The sequence below is a fragment of the Lawsonibacter sp. LCP25S3_E2 genome (genome assembly GCF_052117285.1).
Classification (GTDB): Bacteria; Bacillota; Clostridia; order Oscillospirales; family Oscillospiraceae; genus Lawsonibacter.
Genome location: NZ_JBQKJL010000027.1, coordinates 1 through 20,046, shown reverse-complemented (window position 1 = coordinate 20,046; position 20,046 = coordinate 1). Strand labels below are relative to the sequence as shown.

The 20,046-nt window shown below is 45.7% G+C and carries 16 protein-coding genes and 1 pseudogene; 5 read left to right on the top strand and 12 right to left on the bottom strand.

The genetic code is table 11. The annotated features are described in order from the left end of the window. Positions 1-105 precede the first annotated feature (105 nt). The 5 genes and pseudogenes from ACTQ3R_RS15405 to ACTQ3R_RS15385 all read left to right on the top strand — a co-directional run. A pseudogene (locus tag ACTQ3R_RS15405) lies at positions 106-705 on the top strand (DinB/UmuC family translesion DNA polymerase); the annotation flags it as partial. Next, positions 702-1,361 (top strand): endonuclease/exonuclease/phosphatase family protein, encoded by a 660-nt coding sequence (locus ACTQ3R_RS15400; protein ID WP_071430708.1) that lies wholly within the window; start codon positions 702-704, stop codon positions 1,359-1,361. The pseudogene ACTQ3R_RS15405 and the gene ACTQ3R_RS15400, both read left to right, overlap by 4 nt. A 14-nt stretch (positions 1,362-1,375) precedes the next feature. Then, positions 1,376-1,798, top strand: coding sequence for a hypothetical protein (locus ACTQ3R_RS15395; protein WP_087233705.1), 423 nt, complete (start codon positions 1,376-1,378; stop codon positions 1,796-1,798). A 435-nt stretch (positions 1,799-2,233) separates the two neighbouring features. Continuing rightward, positions 2,234-2,551, top strand: coding sequence for a helix-turn-helix domain-containing protein (locus ACTQ3R_RS15390; RefSeq protein ID WP_071430711.1), 318 nt, complete (start codon positions 2,234-2,236; stop codon positions 2,549-2,551). Between the two features lie 131 nt (positions 2,552-2,682). Next, a complete protein-coding gene (locus tag ACTQ3R_RS15385) occupies positions 2,683-2,910 on the top strand; it encodes a sporulation initiation factor Spo0A C-terminal domain-containing protein (RefSeq protein WP_071430713.1) in 228 nt (75 codons plus the stop codon). 64 nt (positions 2,911-2,974) lie between these two features. Here the strand turns inward: ACTQ3R_RS15385 and ACTQ3R_RS15380 are convergent, their stop codons facing one another. The 12 genes from ACTQ3R_RS15380 to ACTQ3R_RS15325 all read right to left on the bottom strand — a co-directional run bounded on the left by ACTQ3R_RS15380 (position 2,975) and on the right by ACTQ3R_RS15325 (position 19,571). Continuing rightward, the gene (locus ACTQ3R_RS15380; RefSeq protein WP_071430715.1) at positions 2,975-3,214 is read right to left on the bottom strand and encodes a hypothetical protein; all 240 of its coding nucleotides are present in this window, start codon (positions 3,212-3,214) and stop codon (positions 2,975-2,977) included. A gap of 12 nt (positions 3,215-3,226) precedes the next feature. After that, positions 3,227-4,195, bottom strand: coding sequence for a hypothetical protein (locus ACTQ3R_RS15375; RefSeq protein ID WP_441780088.1), 969 nt, complete (start codon positions 4,193-4,195; stop codon positions 3,227-3,229). 20 nt (positions 4,196-4,215) lie between these two features. Continuing rightward, a complete protein-coding gene (locus ACTQ3R_RS15370; protein WP_083389885.1) occupies positions 4,216-4,875 on the bottom strand; it encodes an SIMPL domain-containing protein in 660 nt (219 codons plus the stop codon). A gap of 2 nt (positions 4,876-4,877) precedes the next feature. Next, positions 4,878-5,051 carry a hypothetical protein gene (locus ACTQ3R_RS15365; protein WP_158100246.1) on the bottom strand — a complete coding sequence of 58 codons (174 nt, stop codon included), beginning with the start codon at positions 5,049-5,051 and terminating at the stop codon, positions 4,878-4,880. 73 nt (positions 5,052-5,124) lie between these two features. Continuing rightward, on the bottom strand, positions 5,125-6,249 hold the full coding sequence (locus ACTQ3R_RS15360) for a cysteine desulfurase family protein (RefSeq protein WP_235821954.1): 1,125 nt from the start codon (positions 6,247-6,249) through the stop codon (positions 5,125-5,127). Positions 6,250-6,258: 9 nt separating this feature from the next. After that, the gene (locus ACTQ3R_RS15355; RefSeq protein WP_071430723.1) at positions 6,259-6,456 is read right to left on the bottom strand and encodes a hypothetical protein; all 198 of its coding nucleotides are present in this window, start codon (positions 6,454-6,456) and stop codon (positions 6,259-6,261) included. Further along, positions 6,446-7,897 carry a BREX system Lon protease-like protein BrxL gene (gene brxL / locus ACTQ3R_RS15350; protein ID WP_076944459.1) on the bottom strand — a complete coding sequence of 484 codons (1,452 nt, stop codon included), beginning with the start codon at positions 7,895-7,897 and terminating at the stop codon, positions 6,446-6,448. The genes ACTQ3R_RS15355 and brxL overlap by 11 nt, the downstream gene beginning before the upstream one ends. Positions 7,898-7,909: 12 nt before the next feature. Further along, positions 7,910-10,240, bottom strand: a complete 2,331-nt coding sequence (gene pglZ, locus ACTQ3R_RS15345; RefSeq protein ID WP_071430725.1) for a BREX-4 system phosphatase PglZ — start codon at positions 10,238-10,240, stop codon at positions 7,910-7,912. An 11-nt stretch (positions 10,241-10,251) separates the two neighbouring features. Next, entirely contained in the window at positions 10,252-14,457 is a 4,206-nt protein-coding gene (locus ACTQ3R_RS15340) for a hypothetical protein (protein ID WP_071430727.1), read from the bottom strand. A 13-nt stretch (positions 14,458-14,470) separates the two neighbouring features. Further along, a complete protein-coding gene (locus tag ACTQ3R_RS15335) occupies positions 14,471-16,831 on the bottom strand; it encodes a phosphoadenosine phosphosulfate reductase domain-containing protein (protein ID WP_071430729.1) in 2,361 nt (786 codons plus the stop codon). A gap of 1 nt (position 16,832) precedes the next feature. Then, a complete protein-coding gene (locus ACTQ3R_RS15330) occupies positions 16,833-19,322 on the bottom strand; it encodes a hypothetical protein (protein ID WP_087233699.1) in 2,490 nt (829 codons plus the stop codon). A 6-nt stretch (positions 19,323-19,328) separates the two neighbouring features. After that, on the bottom strand, positions 19,329-19,571 hold the full coding sequence (locus tag ACTQ3R_RS15325) for a helix-turn-helix domain-containing protein (protein WP_071430733.1): 243 nt from the start codon (positions 19,569-19,571) through the stop codon (positions 19,329-19,331). Positions 19,572-20,046: the final 475 nt, after the last annotated feature.

The following is a 20,046-nucleotide window of genomic DNA, read 5'->3' as shown; positions in this document are numbered from 1 at the left end:
TCTGCCTTTTCCCTTTACAGGGATTTTCTTGTGGCAAGACCAGGGAATTTTTTTGGCAATTTCAAGGATTTTGCGTTGGCATTTTCAGGGATATCTTATTGTCTCATAACACACTGTCCCTACAATGCGGAGAAGGCACGGCTTGTCCTGCGGGAGATGGCCGATATGCTCTCGCTGGATCTGGTGGACAAGGGGCTTGTCACCGATCAGCTGGTGGTGACGGTGGGCTATGACATCGAAAACCTCACCGACCCGGCCAGAAAAGCAAAGTACCACGGTGCGGTTGTGAAGGATCATTACGGACGCCAGATCCCCAAACACGCCCATGGCACCATCAATCTGGACGGACACACATCATCTACACGCAAAATAATGTGCGCTGCGGCAGAGTTGTTTGATTGCATTGTAGGCAAAAACCTTCTCATCCGAAGGCTGAATGTGGTGGCGAACCATGTCCTTCCGAAAGAGTCTGCGCCGGTGAAAAACGGGGGCTTTGAACAGCTCGACCTGTTTACCGACTATGCCGCACAACAGGCGCAGCAGGAACGGGAAAAGCAGGAATTGGAGCGGGAGCAGAAAATGCAGACGGCTATGCTGACCATCAAGAAGAAGTTCGGCAAGAATGCGATCCTCCGGGGAATGAATTTGGAAGAAGGGGCAACGGCCAAGGACAGGAACGGGCAGATTGGAGGGCATAGGGCGTGAAAATTGCCACATGGAATGTGGAGCGGCTCAGGCACAAAAAACAGCTCGACCAGATACAAGGCTTATGTGATGGCATCCATGCCGACATCCTTGTGCTGACCGAGACAGACAAGCGGCTGCATCCCGATTATGCCTTCTGCTGCGAGACCACATCATTGATGGGAGATAAGACCATTCCCTATGCCGTCACAGAAAATCGCGTCTCGCTTTACACCAACTATCCCGTTGTTCGGCTGCATCAAACCTATGATTCGCGTACCGCCCTCTGTGCTGAGCTAAAGACGGAAAAAGGGAATCTGCTGGTGTATGGGACAATCATAGGTACGCTGGGCAATCGTCATTCTTCCTTCATGGAACAACTGCACCGGCAGTGTGATGACATTCGCCGCCTGTCCGAATTGGGCGATGGGATATGTGTCTGCGGAGATTTTAACTGCTCCTTCTCGGATAACTACTGTTTCACACAGGCCGCAAGGACAACGCTTCTGGATTTGTTTCGTGATACAGGATTGACCCTTTTGACCGAAAGACAGACAGAGTGCATTGACCACATTGCCGTGTCAAGCAGTATGGTTACCACCAAACGGCCAGTTCTGGAAGAATGGAATGTGGACAAGCGTTTATCCGACCACAAGGGAATTGTGGTCACCTTTTGAGGGGGGCAAAAATCATGAAAACACAGTATGATGACATCATCCATCTGCCCCATCATGTCTCCAAAACAAGGCCGCAGATGTCCATGCTGGACAGAGCGGCACAGTTTTCCCCCTTCGCCGCTCTCACCGGCTACGAGGATGCCATCCAGGAAACCGGACGGCTGACAGATACAAAAGTGGAGATTGGGGAGGAAGTGCGGGAGGAGCTGGACCGGAAACAGCAGTACCTTCAGGACATCATAGCAGACCGACCGGAGATCACCATTACCTACTTCGTCCCGGATGAGAGGAAGGCCGGAGGCTCCTATACATCCCACACCGGCAGTCTGAAACGGATTGACTATTATGAGCGAGTATTTGTTCTGACCGATGGGACGAAAATCCCACTGGATGAGATCGCCGATATCGAGAGTGAATGCTTTCGAGGAATTTTGTGATTACTGCTTTCCCTGCGACCAAACCGAAGAAGAGTCCTCCTATATGGCTGGGAATTTCTGTTCTTTGGCACCAGTATCGATGCGGTGGAGACTACAAGGCATTCGGGCATCGGGGCGGATCGTGTTGTAAACTATTACTGCGGCAGCGCCAGGACAGCTCGACCATGAGGTCTTGCGTGAAGCCATCTGCACTGTTCGAGTCAGTGCGCCGCTGGATGCAGATTGAAAAAAACGATTGATTGGTGCGTGCTATCAAAAGCGCAGTCAATCAATACTGCCTTACCTGATACTCGATTTTTCTATCTTTGCTGAAAGTTATCCGCGTAAACAGTTCTTTAGAATTATACCTCGTTCTTTGGATTCTGTATGAATCAGGCCATCACCACTATACTATTCTTTAGAACAAAAGCGAGTTCTAAAGGAGGCGGTGGCAGGATGGATGCAAGAGCAGTTGGACAAAGAATCAAGGCTGCAAGGGAGAAAAAGAACATGACACAAGAAGATCTTGCCGCCTGCATTGACATTAGCCCGACCCATGTGAGCGTGATTGAACGCGGAACCAAGATTCCGAGGATGGACACTTTCGTAGCGATTGCAAATGTGCTTGGCGTATCTGCGGATGACCTTCTGGTGGATGTGGTGGATCGAGCGACTGCCGGAGTTGCTTCGGAGCTTTCTGCCGCCATCGAGGCGCTCCCTCACGAAGAAAGGATGCGGGTCTTAAAAGTAGTGTCTGTATTGGTAGATAGATGAGTGTGGAAGAGCTTTCGGCTCTTCCACGCTTTTTCTTTTTCCTCTGTCAAAATGTGAGTGATTTCGACATTCTTATGATGTTATACTTGCGCCAAAGAACAAGAGAAAAGTCTAAAGACGGAGGAATATCCATGAAAAACTTTGAAGAGATTATTGCGAAAATTGCCAGGGAGAACGGAACCACGCCAGAAAATGTACTCCGTGAAATGCAGTTGGCTATTGATCATGCTTACGATCACCATGACAAGGAGGCGCAAAAGTTATGGGATATGATGTCATTCAAAAGCGACAGACCGACACCGGAAGAGTTCATCTTTCAGGTGGCAATGATGCTGGATAAAAACGGATCATTACATTAAATTGGATGCTCTGACCATGTTGTAGCGGGTTTCCCTCTGCTATCTTCTCGGTGGCTTTATAGCCTTAGTCATTGAACAAGGCATCGTATTCCTTAATTCGATCTATCCAATCCAGTTCCCTTTGCCGCTTTGCATTATCATCTATGACAATCGCCTCGGGATAAACCTTCAGGATTGCCTCCTTCATCTTGCGCTGTTCCGCCTTTGTGGTAGGAATCCGTTTCTTGCCGCCATACCAGGTTTTCTTCAGCTTTTGCGTCACATCGAAGGCCGGCGCAGGAGCCTTTTTCTTTTTTCCAAACATCAATGCACCTCATCAATCCATGCTGCCATCGCCTTTGTTACCTCCAAACTCGCAGCCGTATTGATGACCGTGGCCATAGTACCATCGTCCATAGCGATACCCATAGTGGGGAGGGCAGTTGGCGCAGTCCCCGTTACAATGTCCGTTATGCTGGTGTCGTTCGCTGTGCCGGGAAACTGCATTGATTCCGGCAATCGCAGCGAATAGCGTTCCCCAAAAGCCCAATCGAGGTGCTGCGGATTCCTGATAAGATATGTCCTCGTAGATGGGCTCATTGTGAAGTTCCAGATGATGCTTTTTCGCAATCTTCAAATATGTATCGTCTGGGAGTACATCATACAACTCCTCAGCTTGATTGGCATCAAATGTCCCTTGGGCGGTCAGCGACATTTTTTCAATGAGGGATTCCGAAATTCCAAAATCGAGCCACTCCATGATTTGCTGCGGAGCGAACCGCACCATGCCCTGTAACGATTTCTCAATCAGAGTCTCGATAGTTGCCTGGTCAAGATAATCCCTCAAAATATCAAGCTGCTCAGCGTCAAAGCATCCCGTGACTTTCATTACCATCGTTTTGAAGGTCTCTTCATCTGCGCAGTCAACCAACTCCATAATCGTTGCCGGTGCATATTGGTCGCTCGTAGCCTTTTTCAGAAGTGTCTGGAATACTTCATCATCCATGCAGCCGGTGAGGGTATCCAACGCTTCATCGGAAAGTGTTCCTTGGACGGAGGAAACGACACGCTTCATCGTCGCTGTATCCACGCAGCAATTCAAATCCTCAATATTCTCGACTTGAAAGGTGACACCGGCATCCAAGGCTCTGTTTATCAGCCGACTTGCGGCCTTTTCATCACACAATTCCATAGCTACTTCGGTGACTTCAGCCGGGGAGCCATAGGAGGTGAGGGCGGAAAGCCGTCGAATCTGTGTACTCGTCGCCCAGTCATAGAACTTTTCGTAATATTCATCCCAAGTCATTTCCGCACCTCACATTCTGATTATCGAATCTCCCAGACGAAAGTGGCTGTGTCGCTTACATCAATGTCATCCGGTTCGATGTCCATATCGGCCATGGCTCCCATCGGCATCGCCAAGCACTTTTCATCAAGCATATATTCAGTGCGTGAGACAACATTGAGTTCGCCCCAATTATAGTCGATGGCGAGCAGATCTCCCAGCGCCACATTCGAGGCTTCGCAAAGAATTTCCGCTTTTTCCCGTGCGTTGATCGTTGCGGATTTCAAAAGCTTCTTGTTGACCGCAGACGGGTCTTTTACTGTGAAGGCGATGGACAGCTCTGGTTTGGCAAGACATTTTGAGATTGCGGAAAGGGACTGCGCCAGCCGCCTTGTGTCGAAATCAAATTCAACTTTGAGCCGGTGATTGCAGATATATCCGTTGAATACGCTTTTATAGTTGCCGTTTCTGTCTTTTACTCGTTCATAGTCTGTGCGAACATTGAAATTCACGGTTTTTACAGACTTCTTCTTAAATCCGACAGATTCCAGCGCCTTGTTTAGATAGTCAATCTGGAGTGCGGCCTGTTCCATCGCTTTTTCGTAGTTCGTATCCTGCGCTTCAAGGCTCATGGAGATGACGATGTAATCCGGCGGAGTGGAGACTCTGCCAACTCCTTTTACGGTTATCGTCCTTGACATCATCACACCTCTTTTCTGTTTTCCTTGTCACGCTCTGCTTTCCACCGTTCAAATTTCTCAACATTCTTGGGGTCGGAATAGAACTCCCTGCAAGATTGCAGCAGTGTACGGCAGAGGGCTTTCATTTCATATTCTGGGATTTGGCTAAAATCAATCAGGGGTTGTTCTTCGCTCATCATGACACCACCTTACAGGGACTTCATCACATCCAGCAAGTGCTGATGATTGTTATCGTATTCAATAGAAGCTCTACTTCAAAATTCGCAAAAGTGCATCAACGATTTCGTCGATATCGCCTTCTGTATTGTTCTTTCCTAACGACAATCGTATTGTTCCCTTTGCCAGTTCTGGCTCCAGTTTAATCGCCTGCAACACATGGGATATTTGTGTTTCTCTGCTATTGCAGGCTGAACCAGTAGAGACACAGATTCCCATCAAATCCAATCGGTGCAAGAGGGCTTCACCACTGTAGCCGGGGAAAGAGAGACTGATGTTCCCGGGGATATGTGCTGCGCTCCCATTTCTGGAAAATCGTACATTCGCATCTGACAAGCCCATGATTAGTTTGGTTTCCAGCCGAGTTAAATGCTCCGCTGTATCTTTCAGTCCATCTACACATTTTTTTAATGCAGCCGCCATACCTACAATAGATGCGATATTCTCTGTGCCCGCCCTCATGTGGTTTTCCTGACTGCCGCCACTTGCGTATGGAGCCAGCGGCGTCCCTTTTCGGACATACAGGAAGCCGATACCTTTGGGACCATGGAATTTGTGGGCGGAAGCAGAAAGCATATCTACACCAAGATCGTTCACATCTATTTTGATATGTCCAACCGCCTGAACAGCATCGGTATGAAACATTGCGCCAACGGAATGAGCAATGGCAGCTAACGCTGGAATGTCCTGAATGGAGCCTATCTCGTTGTTGGCGGCCATAATAGAAACCAGCCGAGTATCCGGTGCAATGTGTTCTGACAGCGTTGCGGTATTTACTTTGCCGGTAGAATCTACCGGCAGATAAAAAACGGGATAGCCCATTCTTTCAATATCAGCGCACGGACGCAAAATCGCATGGTGCTCAATGGCTGATGTTATAAATCCGTGTTTTTCCGGGTCGAGAAATGCAGTTCCCTTTATTGCCCAGTTGTTGCTTTCCGTACCACCTGAAGTGAAAAATATTTCGTCAGGTTGAGCGCCAATACACTGGGCAATGATTTCCCTCGATTCCCGCAGAGCTTTTTTGGGCGCTCTCGCAAATGAATAGGGCTGCGAAGCGTTTCCGTATTCTTCTAAAAGATATGGTTGCATCGCCTCAAACGCATCAATATCCAGTTGTGTTGTGGCTGCATTATCCGCATAGATAAAACGCTTCACAATCCCACCTCATTCAAATAATTTACAGCCTTCCTCTTTGAACTCCTCGATTTTATCAAGCAATTCCTCAACAGTACACCCAAGATATTCGGCAAGGCAATCCATACAGTAGAAATTCTCCATGTCTTCGCCCAATAGTTTTTTGTTAATACCGATGGTGTTCTTGTTAAGATTATTTTTACCGCAGATGATACAATCAATTTTCATAAGGAATCTCCTTCAGCGAGAAAGAAGGCACATCCTTACCCTTGAACTCCACATCGAGAATCCCAAGCTGCCGTTTGATGATTTTACGCATACGGACAGCAGGACGAAGGCAATATTGCTGGAATCCCTTTGGATTGATGTCCCGTGCGCTCCGCACATTCGGGAACAACAGCTTCAAATATGCTGTTGCAATGCGCTTTACGGCCTCCGTGTCACGGGTATCTGCCCTATCAGGAACATCAATAATTTGATCAACAATCGCTCTATAACTCACATCATTGCGAAGCTCGTGCAAAATGGTGCAGAAGTATTCTGAATTTAACGCCCAGCCGGACAGCTTCAAATCATCATTCATTCTTGGTATATCCCAACCCTTGATGAAACCATGGATTCGGTCTACCAATGCACTTTCTTGAAATAGTGAGGGCAGCTCGGAGAACATATTCTGCCACTCATCCATATTATCCTGTGCGATGTTACCCAGGAAGATGATGCCTGCATCAGATTTCCCCTCGTAGCCACCGATGTTAAACTGTCCATACTCCATATATCCCTGCATGATAGAGCGCATTTCGTTCACATCGCCAAACTGCACCAACTTTACCTCATCTATTGCGATAAAGTCGTGGCCGGTAACAAAGCCGGGAGTCTTCCGAGCGGTATCATAAAACATTTTTGCCCGAGTTACCTTTCCGCCATCTGTTAGAAGACCATATTTACTCACATGGCCAAATACATAGGACTTGCCAGTTCCTTTGGGTGCAAGCTCTATCAGATTGAGGCGTTTCTCCACAAAGGGAAGAATGCGTGTCAGCATGGAAAGCTTTTGTTCCTCACTTTCATACCCGCCCGCATTGTAATCTATGGCCCCTAACAGCACATCAATCCACTCGGAAGTTGTAAATTCATTCCGAACATCCTTGTAATAATCAAGGTCAATAGTATAAGGGCAGAAATTTGTAAATCCAGTAAGGCGAATTTTCCCTGGAATTTTAGGCTTCGCAGTGTCATCCGGGGGTCGATAGCCGAGCTCGACCACACCCCAGACCTCCTGCCCACTGATAAGCTCTCCACGATACTGATCCCATGTAGACACATCAATCATGGTTTCTTTATTTGTCAAACCGAAGTCGGGCAATGAAAAGGTGATTTCTCCGGTTTTTATGCTTATATCGACAGAAATCTTGGTCAGGAGTTTGACACGCTCGTTATCGTTAATGATTCTATCTTTGATTCTGACCCATTCTTCTTTATTCGGAAGATAGGTGCGGATAAAATCCGTAAGTTCGTCTATGTCCAGATTACCTTCATCATCAGCAAACTTTTTGAGCAGCCAGTCTCTCAAAAACGATGGCAGACCTAACGCAGAAAAGAAGTTGCTTTTCTTCAAATCCTTGTAGACGACCATTTCATCGAAACAATCCCGAAGTTTTTCGGTCACGAGTATCCCTCCTTACAGAATGTTCTTTTCGCTGCCGCTTTCTTTTTTCACTCGAAGTGGCAGGCCAGTGGCAACAGGCATTCCACCGGCAAATACATCTACGCTGTATGTCTTGGCACGACGAATTTCAGTCATTTCCTCAACAACATAGAAATTATCAGCAGTCGGTTTTGCTTCGTAGGTATGACCGTCTATTACGACGCTGACATCCACCAACTTTTCCGTAGAAAATACTTTAATGGCAGCTTTCTTGCGGAAACTAACGAAAATTTCGGGGATACCCGTAAATGTTGCAGTTGAATCAATCGGCATTATTTTAACTTCAACGGCATCGTTAAGATACGAAATCTCGATAATCGGTACGGTAACTTCCTCCAATGTTGCGCCGCCATGAACCTCAACATTCGCTTTCCGGCTTCCCTTAAAACGGTCATAATTGGCAAGCGCCCAGAAATCTTCCGCATCCGTGGCACTGTCCGGCCTCTCATCGACCTCACTTTTCGGACAACATCTCCCAGAGTGCTTCCCGCTTGATTGCATTTCCCATAGATTTTCGGTTCCGTGAATTACAGCAAGCCGACTGGCACCATGGTCTGCAATTAAGATGGCCTTTTGATAGTCGCCGTTTGTGAGGTTTGTTTTGATTTTCTTCAGGAGTTCATCAATCAGCTCCAGTTCACGAATCAAATGAATCGGGAGCTTACGATCCTCTCGACTATAATCATAGCCTTCCTCACCGTGATGCTTGATTTTATCTATCTTATCAACAGAGATGATGGGGAATCGATCTGTGGATAGGACATCCCAAAATTCCTTGTTCCGACTGGTGATGGATGGAAGCTCACATCTGCACACAGTAACTTTCGCCATGAGTTTAAGTGCATGACATCTGGACATGATATAGCCAAGATACTCCACGCCCATTGCATCTGTAAAATAAGTCTGGGTATCCGTTACATCAATTCCTTCTATCACAGAACTGCGTGGCGGGAGAATTCTGTTATAATCCCGATCGACTGCTTGCTTTTCGACAAGTGTCATGAAGTCCGGGAAAATCTTATTGACAACCTTCTGATATTTGTACTCCTGGAAATAGTTATCAAGCAGTTCACTTTTGAAATGGTACGCTGTCAGATACGCCCGAAGATCAGGATAAATTCGCTCCAATATATCAAGAAGTTCTGCTCTCCCGAAGTCCTCACTGTATCTATCCAACAGCTTGAAAATAAGCTCCTTTTCCTGAAGGGTATTGTCTGTCAGGTAGCAGAGCGCATATTTCCCCTTGCTTTGGACTATCTTGCAAAATCCACTGACCTCATCAAGTGGGTTTTCAATGGAATTCAAAAGGTCTTTTCTTTGTCTATATTGGGAAATAAAGTCTTTGTCGGTCGGATCTTCCTCTAAGATAGTACGATACAAGCTGTGAATCAGCCCGGATGGGGAAGTAGCCGTTTCTATTGCCTTGTTGAAGTAGGAGTTGTTTCCCGCATGGAACAGTTTGAGCCCGATAAAGTACAACCAAAGCCATTTCTTGTTAGAAGCTTTTTGTTTGTAAGTAGAGATAACAATATCCAAATTGTTGACGCTCCCTATTTGGGCGGAAATCAACTGTTGCCAAGAAGAATATTTCCGAAACTCTGTCAAAGCATACTGCCAGTTCTCTTCATCTCCGTAACTTTCTGGCAGTACAGATGTCATTGCGTCCAAATGACACAATACTTCATAAGGATTCTTCAAATCTGAGATCGTATAGAGCGAAAACGGATACTGATCCTTGCTTTTTGCAGTCTCGATGTATAGAATCTCTGCTGCGGCTGATTCCACCGCCTTGGCCATGCCTCGAAGCCCTTTTACCAGCGCACTTGCGTCCGTAGGTTGAATGCCCTCTGCGGTAAAAATCAGCTTAGGACGAGCGGATGGTATCCCCTCTAAAACGCAAATTCTGCTATCAAGGCGCCTGTCATTTTTAATAAGGGTATGCAAGTATTCCACACATTGAAAGGTGAGGATAACTGCATGGCCCTCAGTGCTCATAGATAGAAGTTCTTTTAATTCTTGCACCAAGGCCTTTTCGCCTTTTAACTTGAGGAAGCTCGTGATCTCACTGACAAAAAAGTTGGTATTCTCATGAGCAAGGCGTTCAAGAATGTTGGGGATGACAGGGAATTCATCAGGTTTGCAAAACGCCGCATCAGAGGCACAAAGAAAGACATTTTGGGGCAATTGATAGTGGAGCATGATGGCTTCCAAATCTGCCTTGTTTTGAACATCTACGATAAGAGGCTCGACATTATCTTTCTTCAGATAGCGGTCAATTTTTTTAATGACTTCTTGGATGGTCATTTTGCACCTCCTCAGTTCCCTTTGATAATCTCCATGCCAACAACCATGTTATCCCGAATGAGGTCCTTTAGATACTTCTTCACATCAGCAATATCCATCTCATCGATCTTGGCGAGGGCACGTTCACAACCACCCTGGTTATATTTCGCCTCTGCCATTTGACGAAGCTTCTTTTCAATTTCGGGAAGGCCGAACCACTCAAACGGCTCTGCTGTGATGTGAGAGTCAAGGTAATCTTTCACTTCCTGAATATTTAGAAGCATAACCGCATAGTTTCCGATGATACTGTCTCTAAACGCTTTGTCCAAAGCGGCACTATCATCCAGAAGGTCAAAGAATTTTGCAGACGCAAAATATTCCATGGCACGGTCGATTGCCTGTTCATCCGCTTTGGCACGGTTGACAGCTCCAAATGCAGCTTTTGCTTTTGCAACCTCGTTGTCAGGGATAAGACACAGAATAGGCATCTTGTGTTTTTTCGACCAGTCACGAGGAGAGTCAGTCCCAGTTTTCTCTCTCCACAGTTTCTTTAACTGTGTGTTTTTCTGGCCTTCCTTATAGGCCCCAACCTTCGCTTCAACCTGATTCAGATAGTCTGCTTTTTCGTAGGTGAATGAGCCAGCAGGCATCGTGTCAAACACATCCTTGATTTCGTCTTCTGAAAGCCCATCAAGATAGTATCCGCACACACGGTTGAACAGATCAACCTGGTTGTTGTAGAAGTTGCGGAATGCGCTTCCGTTTGCCTGAACAAGTTCCAGGAAAGACTGCTTCTGGGAATCCAGCAGCGTTCCTGCTTTTTTCAGGTTATAGAGCATTCCGAGGAATGGCCCAAGTTCATCAAGATAATTTTTTGCAGCTGCATAGGAGATGCGAATATATCCGCACTTGTCACACCACTCCCGTATGGTCGCATCATAGGAGATGCTTTTGGAGATAATCTTATTGCTTTCTACAATGATTTGATACTCCAGAATAACCTCACGGATTTTCTGCTGTGCGGTTTCGACATTCCAAACCCAATTCGCCGCATCCGCATCAAACTTCCTGCGGAGAACATTGAGGTATTGACCGCCATCGCCAACTGTTTTAGCAAGAGAGACAAGCGTACCATTTTCAAAGGTTTCAAGGTAGGCAGCCATACCCTGGGTACACTTTTCCTTGGTCAAAATCGTTTGCAAATCTTTTGCGGCATCTGGATTGGAAAGGGCAAGATTTCCGATTGCCATGGCAATATCGCTATCGCTCTTCGCTGTACCCATGTTATTGCTGTTGGCAATTCCACAAAAAGAATCAATGATTTCGGACAACACGGAGGTTTCCGTCTGAAGCGATTCTTTGTCCAGAATATACTTCAAAGTCCAAATCGGGAAGGAGAATTCCTTCATCTTGTTGCGGATGCGTTCTCTGGTGTTTGGAACCGAAGTACACATATTAAGCGGAATCCCAAATGCCACAGAAGTAATTTCGTTAAAAGCCTTCTCTGCGGGGGTCATCGCAACGATATATTTATCCTTATAGCGAGGATTCGGCGTGATTTCAAGGCGAATAACTTCGTCAATCATTTCCTTGAGTTTGCCAACATTCAAAATGTCGTTGGTAAGCCCATCGCTCCAGCTATATGTCCCAGAGGCGTATTCCTTCAGCACAAAGCCCATAATAAATGCAGACAGATTACAGGGCATAAAACCATAAGGTGCCGCCTTCAAAACGTCATAGATTTGCTTGATAGATACACGGCCACCACCGTTCTGGAAGCCATCGTTTACAATTTCATCAACACACAGCTTGATTTTGGAAATCAAGAGATGAGGCTTGGAAAGCCAGTATTCGGGAACCTTCCATGCGCCGTCAAGAGCGATTTCCAACTTTGTGGCGGGACTGCCGGACAGGAAGGTACCAGCTGTTTTCTCATTGAATGCGCACTCAACACCTTGCTTCAAGCTGCTCGGTGTATACATATTGGCAATGACATTGTAAGAGCCCTCAAGGCAGGACACGAACTTTTTCTTGTTGATTTCTGCAAGAAGGCCGTACAGAGCGTCCAGCGTAGTAGCACGTTCCCCATCCGGCTTATCTGCGGTGTGAACCATAAACTCACCGCCTGCAATGCGGGTTTTCCATTTCTTCAGAGAATCTTTTGCATTGTTGGCATATTGAGTAACTAATGCAGGGTCTTTTCCTTGCTGGGACATAGATAACGCCATATCGTGACGATACACGCCATAGCCATCCGCACCAAACGGAGTACGGCTGGCATCAATGAAAATCATGTTGTAGGTGCCAGCAGCAAGGGCGTCATGTATTTTCTTGCCCAGAACCACACTTTCTGCATCATCTTTCGCAAAGCATACAACAGCAACGATCTTATTTGCATACTTTTCTTCCGTGTTGCGAAGCTGCTTGATTGTAGAATCAAAGTCGGAAGACGAAACATAGCGCAGTTCATAGCGAAGCTTCAAAGCTCCACCAAGGCTGATTGCATCCACGATACGAGTTCTGTCAGCAAGTTCCTCTGTGATAAAAGCCGAGGTGCTCTTGCGGTCGATCTGTTCCTCAAAAGGTGTTACATCAATTTCGTTTTCATGGTTGTAAGCAGCATACTGGAATTTTCCACCGCCAAGGGACTTGGAGAACAACACCTTTTCTCGAACAAGCTGATCCGCACATCTCGCTGCGGAGCCTTCCATATCAGTCCCTTCAAAAGCGTTGTCAAGGTTCTTTTCGTTGGGAATAAACAGCTCAACAGAGTCGCCGGCATATTGAGAAATTGCCTGCAACAGAAGAACCGTTTTGAGTACACGTTTTTGGTCAGAATCAAGGCGCTGATTCCCAGCACGATTGTAATAGTCCAGAATAGAGCGAATATCATGCGATAGATATTCTTTTCCCTTATCATAGAAGAATTCCCAAAGCATATCGACGGAAAGCAGCGGGTTGTCGTCCTCTGGCCCGAAATTGTCAATAAACCACTGGAACCCCTTGATTTCATCGCCACGGTCATTTTTAATAAAGTCAAACATACTGCGCTGGTTGGAATCAAACGCAGAGGAAATATGCTTGAGAAGCAGGGCGGCATAGGGATGTATCGGGAGAATATCGATCATCTCTTTGTCGGTGATCCGAGCCACCGACTTCACCAGCTTACGGGATGCCTGTGTTCTATCAGTCAGGTCGCCAAGGGCTACCTCCCAATCTGCCAAAACAACTTCGTCCTTATTCTTCTCCATGGCTGCACCCATGAGTTGGAATGCAATATTTTCAGGCAGGCTGATTAAACTGTGCGGACTGACAAAGCGTCCGTTCAGCTTGATGAAGTCCTGGTCGCGCTCATGGAACAGGCCCTGGGTCACATGGGTCACCAGCACAAAATAGAAGGGATCGGTTTCGCTGATTTCACAAAGCTCCTGAAATCCGGTGAGATTGCGGGCGTTGTTGTAGAAATATTCGGTAAACTCGTCCCACATAAAGACAATCGCCTTCAAACTGTTTGCCCGGATGACCTCACGAATCCAGTTGCCCAAATCGGTCACGCTCAGCGACAGAGCTTTTACCTGACGCTCATCGGCTACCTTGAAGATATTGTCCATAATCCTTGCCAGCGCCTCGCCGGAGAAGGTGCGCAACTTCTCAATCACCGTATCGGCGTCATCTCCGCCAAAGAGGTCAGAGTAAGTGCCAGTGATCAGTCCGTTGAAGTAGTTTTTGTTATCCTTGTCAGAGAGCCATGCAATGGTAGCATCCTTCAGCGCATTCCCGCCCTTGTTTTCAATTCCGGCATCAACAAGCGCCTTTTCAATGCTTTCCTGGATGGCAAAGACAAGATTATGGTCGCTGCGGATAGAAGCGGAACCATAGCGGTGAACGGTCAAGATACGACCGCTGGACTTCACGGCCTGGAAGCGGTTGTACAGGTCGTTGTCCATTTTATGTCTCTGGAAGTATTCACGGGTTTCTTCTTCGCTGGAATCCAGCAGCTTTTTGAGCGTGTGAACGGCATGGGATTTACCGGTTCCGTAGGCACCTTCCACCCATAGACAGAGCTTCTGCTTGCGCTCCAGGACGCTGACCGTGTTCTTCAGAAGTTTCACGAAGGTCTCGTGGGGGAAGAATTTTTTCCACACTTCCGGGTTCTTCGTGATGACCGCCTCGTTCACGGCGGGGAAATAATCCGGATCAATATTGAAATAATGACGGTATTTTTCCAACATCGGCATAGCATCTTCCTCCTTAGAACAGATTCAGCACATCCTGAGATGTCTTTTCGCTGTTGAGAGTGATATTATCCAGGTCCAGTGTAAAGCTGGCGTTGAGGAAATCTGGATAGTTGATAGTCAAACCATTCAAAATCTTTTCCATCTGATTGCGGTCAAGACCAAAAATCTCAGTAGGACTAACACCGTCACTTTCGAGGTCATGGTTTAAGAGGCGGGACAATGTAAACTGGTGGTAATCCCCGCAAGCCTCTGCAAATTTATATAAGCTGTAAAGAATGACAAGCGGATTCGGATTTTCCCAGGGGATGCGAACCACGCTATTCCAAAAACGCTTTCCGTTTTTTAGCGTGTAGTCACAGACACCCAGGCCGATTTCATTGCTTAATTGAGGAATAGAAATCAGGATGTTTTTATATGCGGAGACAATGTGTGAACGAGAATTTTTACTCATTGAGTCATCCAGCATTGCATAAATGGTATCAGGGGTGTGCGTTGTGGAAAAATCAATGTTTTTGACCCACCAATTAAACTCCGATGTGTATGTCAAATTGCAAAGAATCAATGCCCAAGCGTCGGAATTCTCTATTCCAATATTATCAATAACTTTACCAAAGGGTGCAAATTTAGATTTAGCAGTAACTTCGGCATCGTTCAAGAAGCTCTTGAGATTTTTAACCATGTTGGTTCCAAGGCTGTGAGGAGAAGTCCAAAATTCATCCTTTAATTTGAAATACGATCTAACCCAATCGAGTTCAATGCCCATATTTCCATACCTGTCAATGCTCCCCATTTTCTTTTCTCCTTTCGGCAATCGCAACGAGTTGGCTACTAAGCAACCATGGAATACATCGTGACATTTTTTGCATTTTACGCATCGGTCATCGATTGTTACATGGCCATCCTTCATAGAAATAAACCCATGCGGACAATTCGCCTCGCATACTCTACAGCCAATGCAATATGCGGTTTTTCTGAACACAGTCTTCAATTCTGACATAAAATAAATGTCTTTCTGGGTATTTTTCCCTATCACAACTGTAGCAGTTAGTCCGTTGGTATTTTCGGCAATCTCAATGTGATACAACTTATCTCTGCAAAGCACTTCGACATTACCATTCTCCAGAAAGGTTACATTGCCAATTGTTTTAATCCACTGCTTCCAATCAGTTTCTATACGGGATACTTGAATTGTAAGTACACCTTGTTCAAATGATTCATTTGTATAACTTTTGGCGAATGATAATTCTTTTCCACTTCTTCGTGCTTTCCATCCACCAATGTCCATAAACTCCTTGACGGCGCTCGGATTAGACAACTCTTTGGAGGTTGTTTCCAGAATAATGTTATTGAATGTTGTGGTTGTCCGATATCCCTCATCACTAAAGCTGTATGCTTGTTCCTTAAAATACATATTTTTCGATGTGGCTAACGGGCACACAAGACATCCTGCACGGCTATTTCCTTTTTTATAGGCATCATTTATCAAGAGTTGTCTCTCATAGATATAGGAAAACAATTCGGCGGAGTTCCATTCAAGGATTGGGTGGCAGCTATATTGTCCACGAACTTTCTCTCCGTGACTAATACCTTCGTATTCACTTCGAGAAGCACTTTCATCTCCTCGGATTCCTGTGAAGGCCATTCCCCTAAAATGAGGATTATTGGTATACTCTCTCAGTAAGATGATTTGAGGCGCAGTTTTATGCACACTACAACACCATCGCATCGTCTGCGCTGGCGGTCCAAATTCCCTCCATGTGACTTTCGGGTCGAAGTCAGACTTTGCTCTTAAAAATTCAATCTTTGCGTCTTTACAGTGCTGTTCAATCTCTTCGACTATTTTATATGTATCCGGGAATTCCATTCCCGTATCGCCAAATAGCACTTTGAATTTATTGTGCGGCAAAGCACGCTGCACCAGATCGAGGGCTACTACACTATCCTTGCCGCCACTGAACGCCACATAGAAGACATCGACCCGATCCATGTATTCAACATAAATGTTGTATATTTTCTTTATTGTTTCTGCGGCCAGTTTCTCCAACAAATCCCGGTTCTTTTCGACCATAGCGGGAATATCAACAAAGCGGAGAGGTTGTCCATCGGGCTCTGGCTCGTCCATAATCACAATTTCAGGTGGGGTATAAAGACTGCCGCCTTTGGTCTTGGCAACCTGCCGTCCCCGGTAGAAATAATTGTTGGCTTCCGCCCACATATAGGGGTAGGAGTCATTCTTTGCATAATTCCAATACCGGTCAAATCCAAGAATATCCAGTTCTTTGTAATACACCGGACGAGGTTCCTTACTGAAGGAAAGCGGTGAGCTGTTCAGCAGCAGTCCGCCCGTCTCGGCATCCCAGGTATATGAGTACATATTAGTCGGTGTCCTTCCTTTGCCTCTGTGCTTTTGCTCTGATAATGAGCGATTCTATTTCTGAGTATCTACGGCGGGCAAGATATCCATTGTCACTCAGATATTGAAGCACGGGGGCTTTTTTCATCTCTATTTGATTGTTGTTGGCCAGCAGGTCAATGATCAAGTCATCAAAGCTGCCGATGCCTGCGGAACGCTTCACAATTGCACCGGCGCATTCAGTTCCATTAAAGCTGCTATGTAGGAGCAGATATTTCTGACTGTAACTTGCCACATAATGTTCCAACAAGAAGCTGTTCCAGGGAAATCCCACATAGGGGAGTGCGCCAAAGTTCGTTACTTCCGGCAAGGGAATATACTTTTCCGTACAGATTCGGTCCAGCACCTCATCTATGTCAGCAACGGGGAACTGGGCCGCTGCTTTCGATACAAATTGATCCCGGCTGATTCTCAGGCTGTTTTCGTAAACGGTATCAAAGTATATGGTCGTAGCGAGGCTATCCGCCAATCCCTGAAGCTCAGACAGCGTGAAACTATCATGACTTCTTGCATATTTTGCAAACACATCCACCATCGAGATTTCCTGACCCGAGCGGCTGATGATATTTCCTTTGAACGAAAATTTATCACCTAATTTTGCCTTTAGTGCATCCCGGAACCCATACACGGAGAGGGTGTGATTTTCCTCTATGATATAGGGATATTTTGCCCGGATTGCATCATAAAGCTCATTACCACCAATGAAATCCCTTTCGTCAATGGTCCTCTGGATGATTTCAGCAATTCCATCCAATTCTTCATCAGACAAATGGACAATACTTTCGTGGAAGTATTCGCTGCGGCCATTGTTGACGAATTCAACATTGCTGGCAAGGATCAACTTTATTTTACTCTGTGGAAGATGCGGCAGTGCAGCAAAAAGCTCATCATAAGTCGCCGGTCTTCCAAAGTTTTGCAAGCAAGAGCGAACTTCCGATAGCGGGTCCATGCTGACATCGGGCGTTTTCGATATAAAACTTCTGTTGATGAAAAATCTTCCGTTTCCGATAGAGGTCAAGTACGCTTTCAGCATATCGGCATCGTGAATATGGTAGTCCAAGAACACATCAGAAAATTCGGCAAAAATCGCTTGATAATAAATAGCTGCTTTCCCGTCTGCAAAGGCGCTCTCGATGTAATCCAGCAGTTCTTCCTTTCGATCTTCGCTCAACATGACATCTGGGAGAAAGGCTTTCCCCTCGTAAAGAATGCATAGTTGCTTGATTTTGTTGCTGATGTCATCATCAGAGTCAGTCAGCTCTGTGGCATGGGTTGCTGTGTAATACCTCTTAAATTTGCGTATCTCAAGAGGCGAATCCATACGGAATCCCTTCATGAAATATTCTCTGAGCACTTGCTCATAACCTTCATTCCTGTAAGGACTCGCAGAATCTATGTCCGCTTTTGTAGGAACAGTCTGTTGCGGCTCAGCCCCAATGAACATAAGAAACTTCTGCAAAGCCGCTCGGAAGCGATTATGCTGCCTCGCATTGTAACTCAAAAAATCCGCATCGTTTAAGAGTAAGCGAATCGTTTCCTGCGCAGCTTGCCGATCAGAAGTGTAAAGTTGCCAAGAAGGCAGTTGGTGTTCTCTTGCAAACACCTCACAATTATTTATTGCCGAAGAATAACTCCGACTGGTAGCATCGGCCATTTTCAGTGTTTCCGACAGGTATCGAGAAAAACTTCTGCTGTTTATCTCATCCGACTGTTCACTCGCAACAGATTTTGACATTGTATCGTTTGCGATATTATGTGTGTGTTGTGGCTGAAATGTCTGAGTGGCGGTGTTGGATTCCTCAACTGCTGTTTCCTCAATGCCAATACGAGAATAGAGCCCTTCTTTTATGTAGTTGTAGTAATATCGCCCTGCAGCAACAATTTTATTGATCTGCTTTCTGCGGGTTATTCTGAAGAATTTATTTTGTTCAATTGTGCGCTGAACTTTCTTTATGGTTTCGATGTCTGTTGTCTGGAACAACGGTTTTTGCAGGACTTTTATTTTCAAGCAAAAGGTTTCGATTTCAGAATAACAAATATAAAAGTCAGAAAGCTGGGCAGGAGACACTTGTTCGGCAAGATACCGCATGAAATCATCTTTAACGGTTTTTCCATCGATTATCATTGCTCTTGCCTCCTTCAGTAATTTTTGATACTCGTCATGGGAGTCATGATACAAACTTGCAACCCCTGTAAAAAGTCTGGTAGCCGGTTTGAAAACTGTGCGTCCCAAATATGCTGACTCCATGCTTTTCATTTGAAATGAGATTCCGTTTGTATTACGATACACCGCATCAATTTCTATGCCCCGATGAACTGCCATTGCTCTTAAATCGTGAGATACTGCCTTAACTGCGTCTGAGCGTGTGAGCTCGCCTTTCATAGAGGCAAGGATCCCTTCTAACAGGATAGCGGCTTCATATTTATCCCAGGACGGTTGCCTCTCTGCCATATACAACTACTCCTTTGAAGATGTTTGCGTGTTTGAACTATTTTTTGATTCTTTTACATATTCCATAATATCGCCGAAATCACAGTCGAGGGTCTCACATATACGGCCCAAAATAGCGAGATTTACCGTTTCATCTCGCCGTAGCTTTGTCATTGTATTCGGCGCAATATCTGCGGCTTTTCTCAAATCCGCTTTGCTCATTTTCTTATCTACAAGTAACTTCCACATACGGTTATAAGAAAGCGCCATGTACTCTCTCCTTCTTCCAGATAATACAGATATTTTGTAAGGTGATTCTCAAAGAACGGGCCTTAATGCACACTTGACTTATATTTTACCGCTAATCTCTATTATCTTCAAGAGCGTATCGCAATTTTATGCGAACGCACAATCTCTCCGGCAGAAGAAAAGCAGGGACTTGCCGGGAGCGCATTGCCGACAAGTCCCCGCCGTTCTTCCGTTAGTTTCTTTCTCTGCATTAAATCTCAGTTAGAGTGAGTCCTTCTGGGCGGTTCACAATGAACCGCCCCTGGGTCCAGCACATGAGCGCAGCCTCCCCTTGGTGGAAGGTTTTAAAAATTCGATTCCTTCAAAAGTGGTTTGTACAACTTTTTGACATTAAGGTCAAAAGGGGGTGTGACACAATACTTCAGGTTTGATATAATGTAGATAAAAACAGGGTGGTGGCAGAAGATGTCATACAGGGCCAACGGAAGCCAGCAGT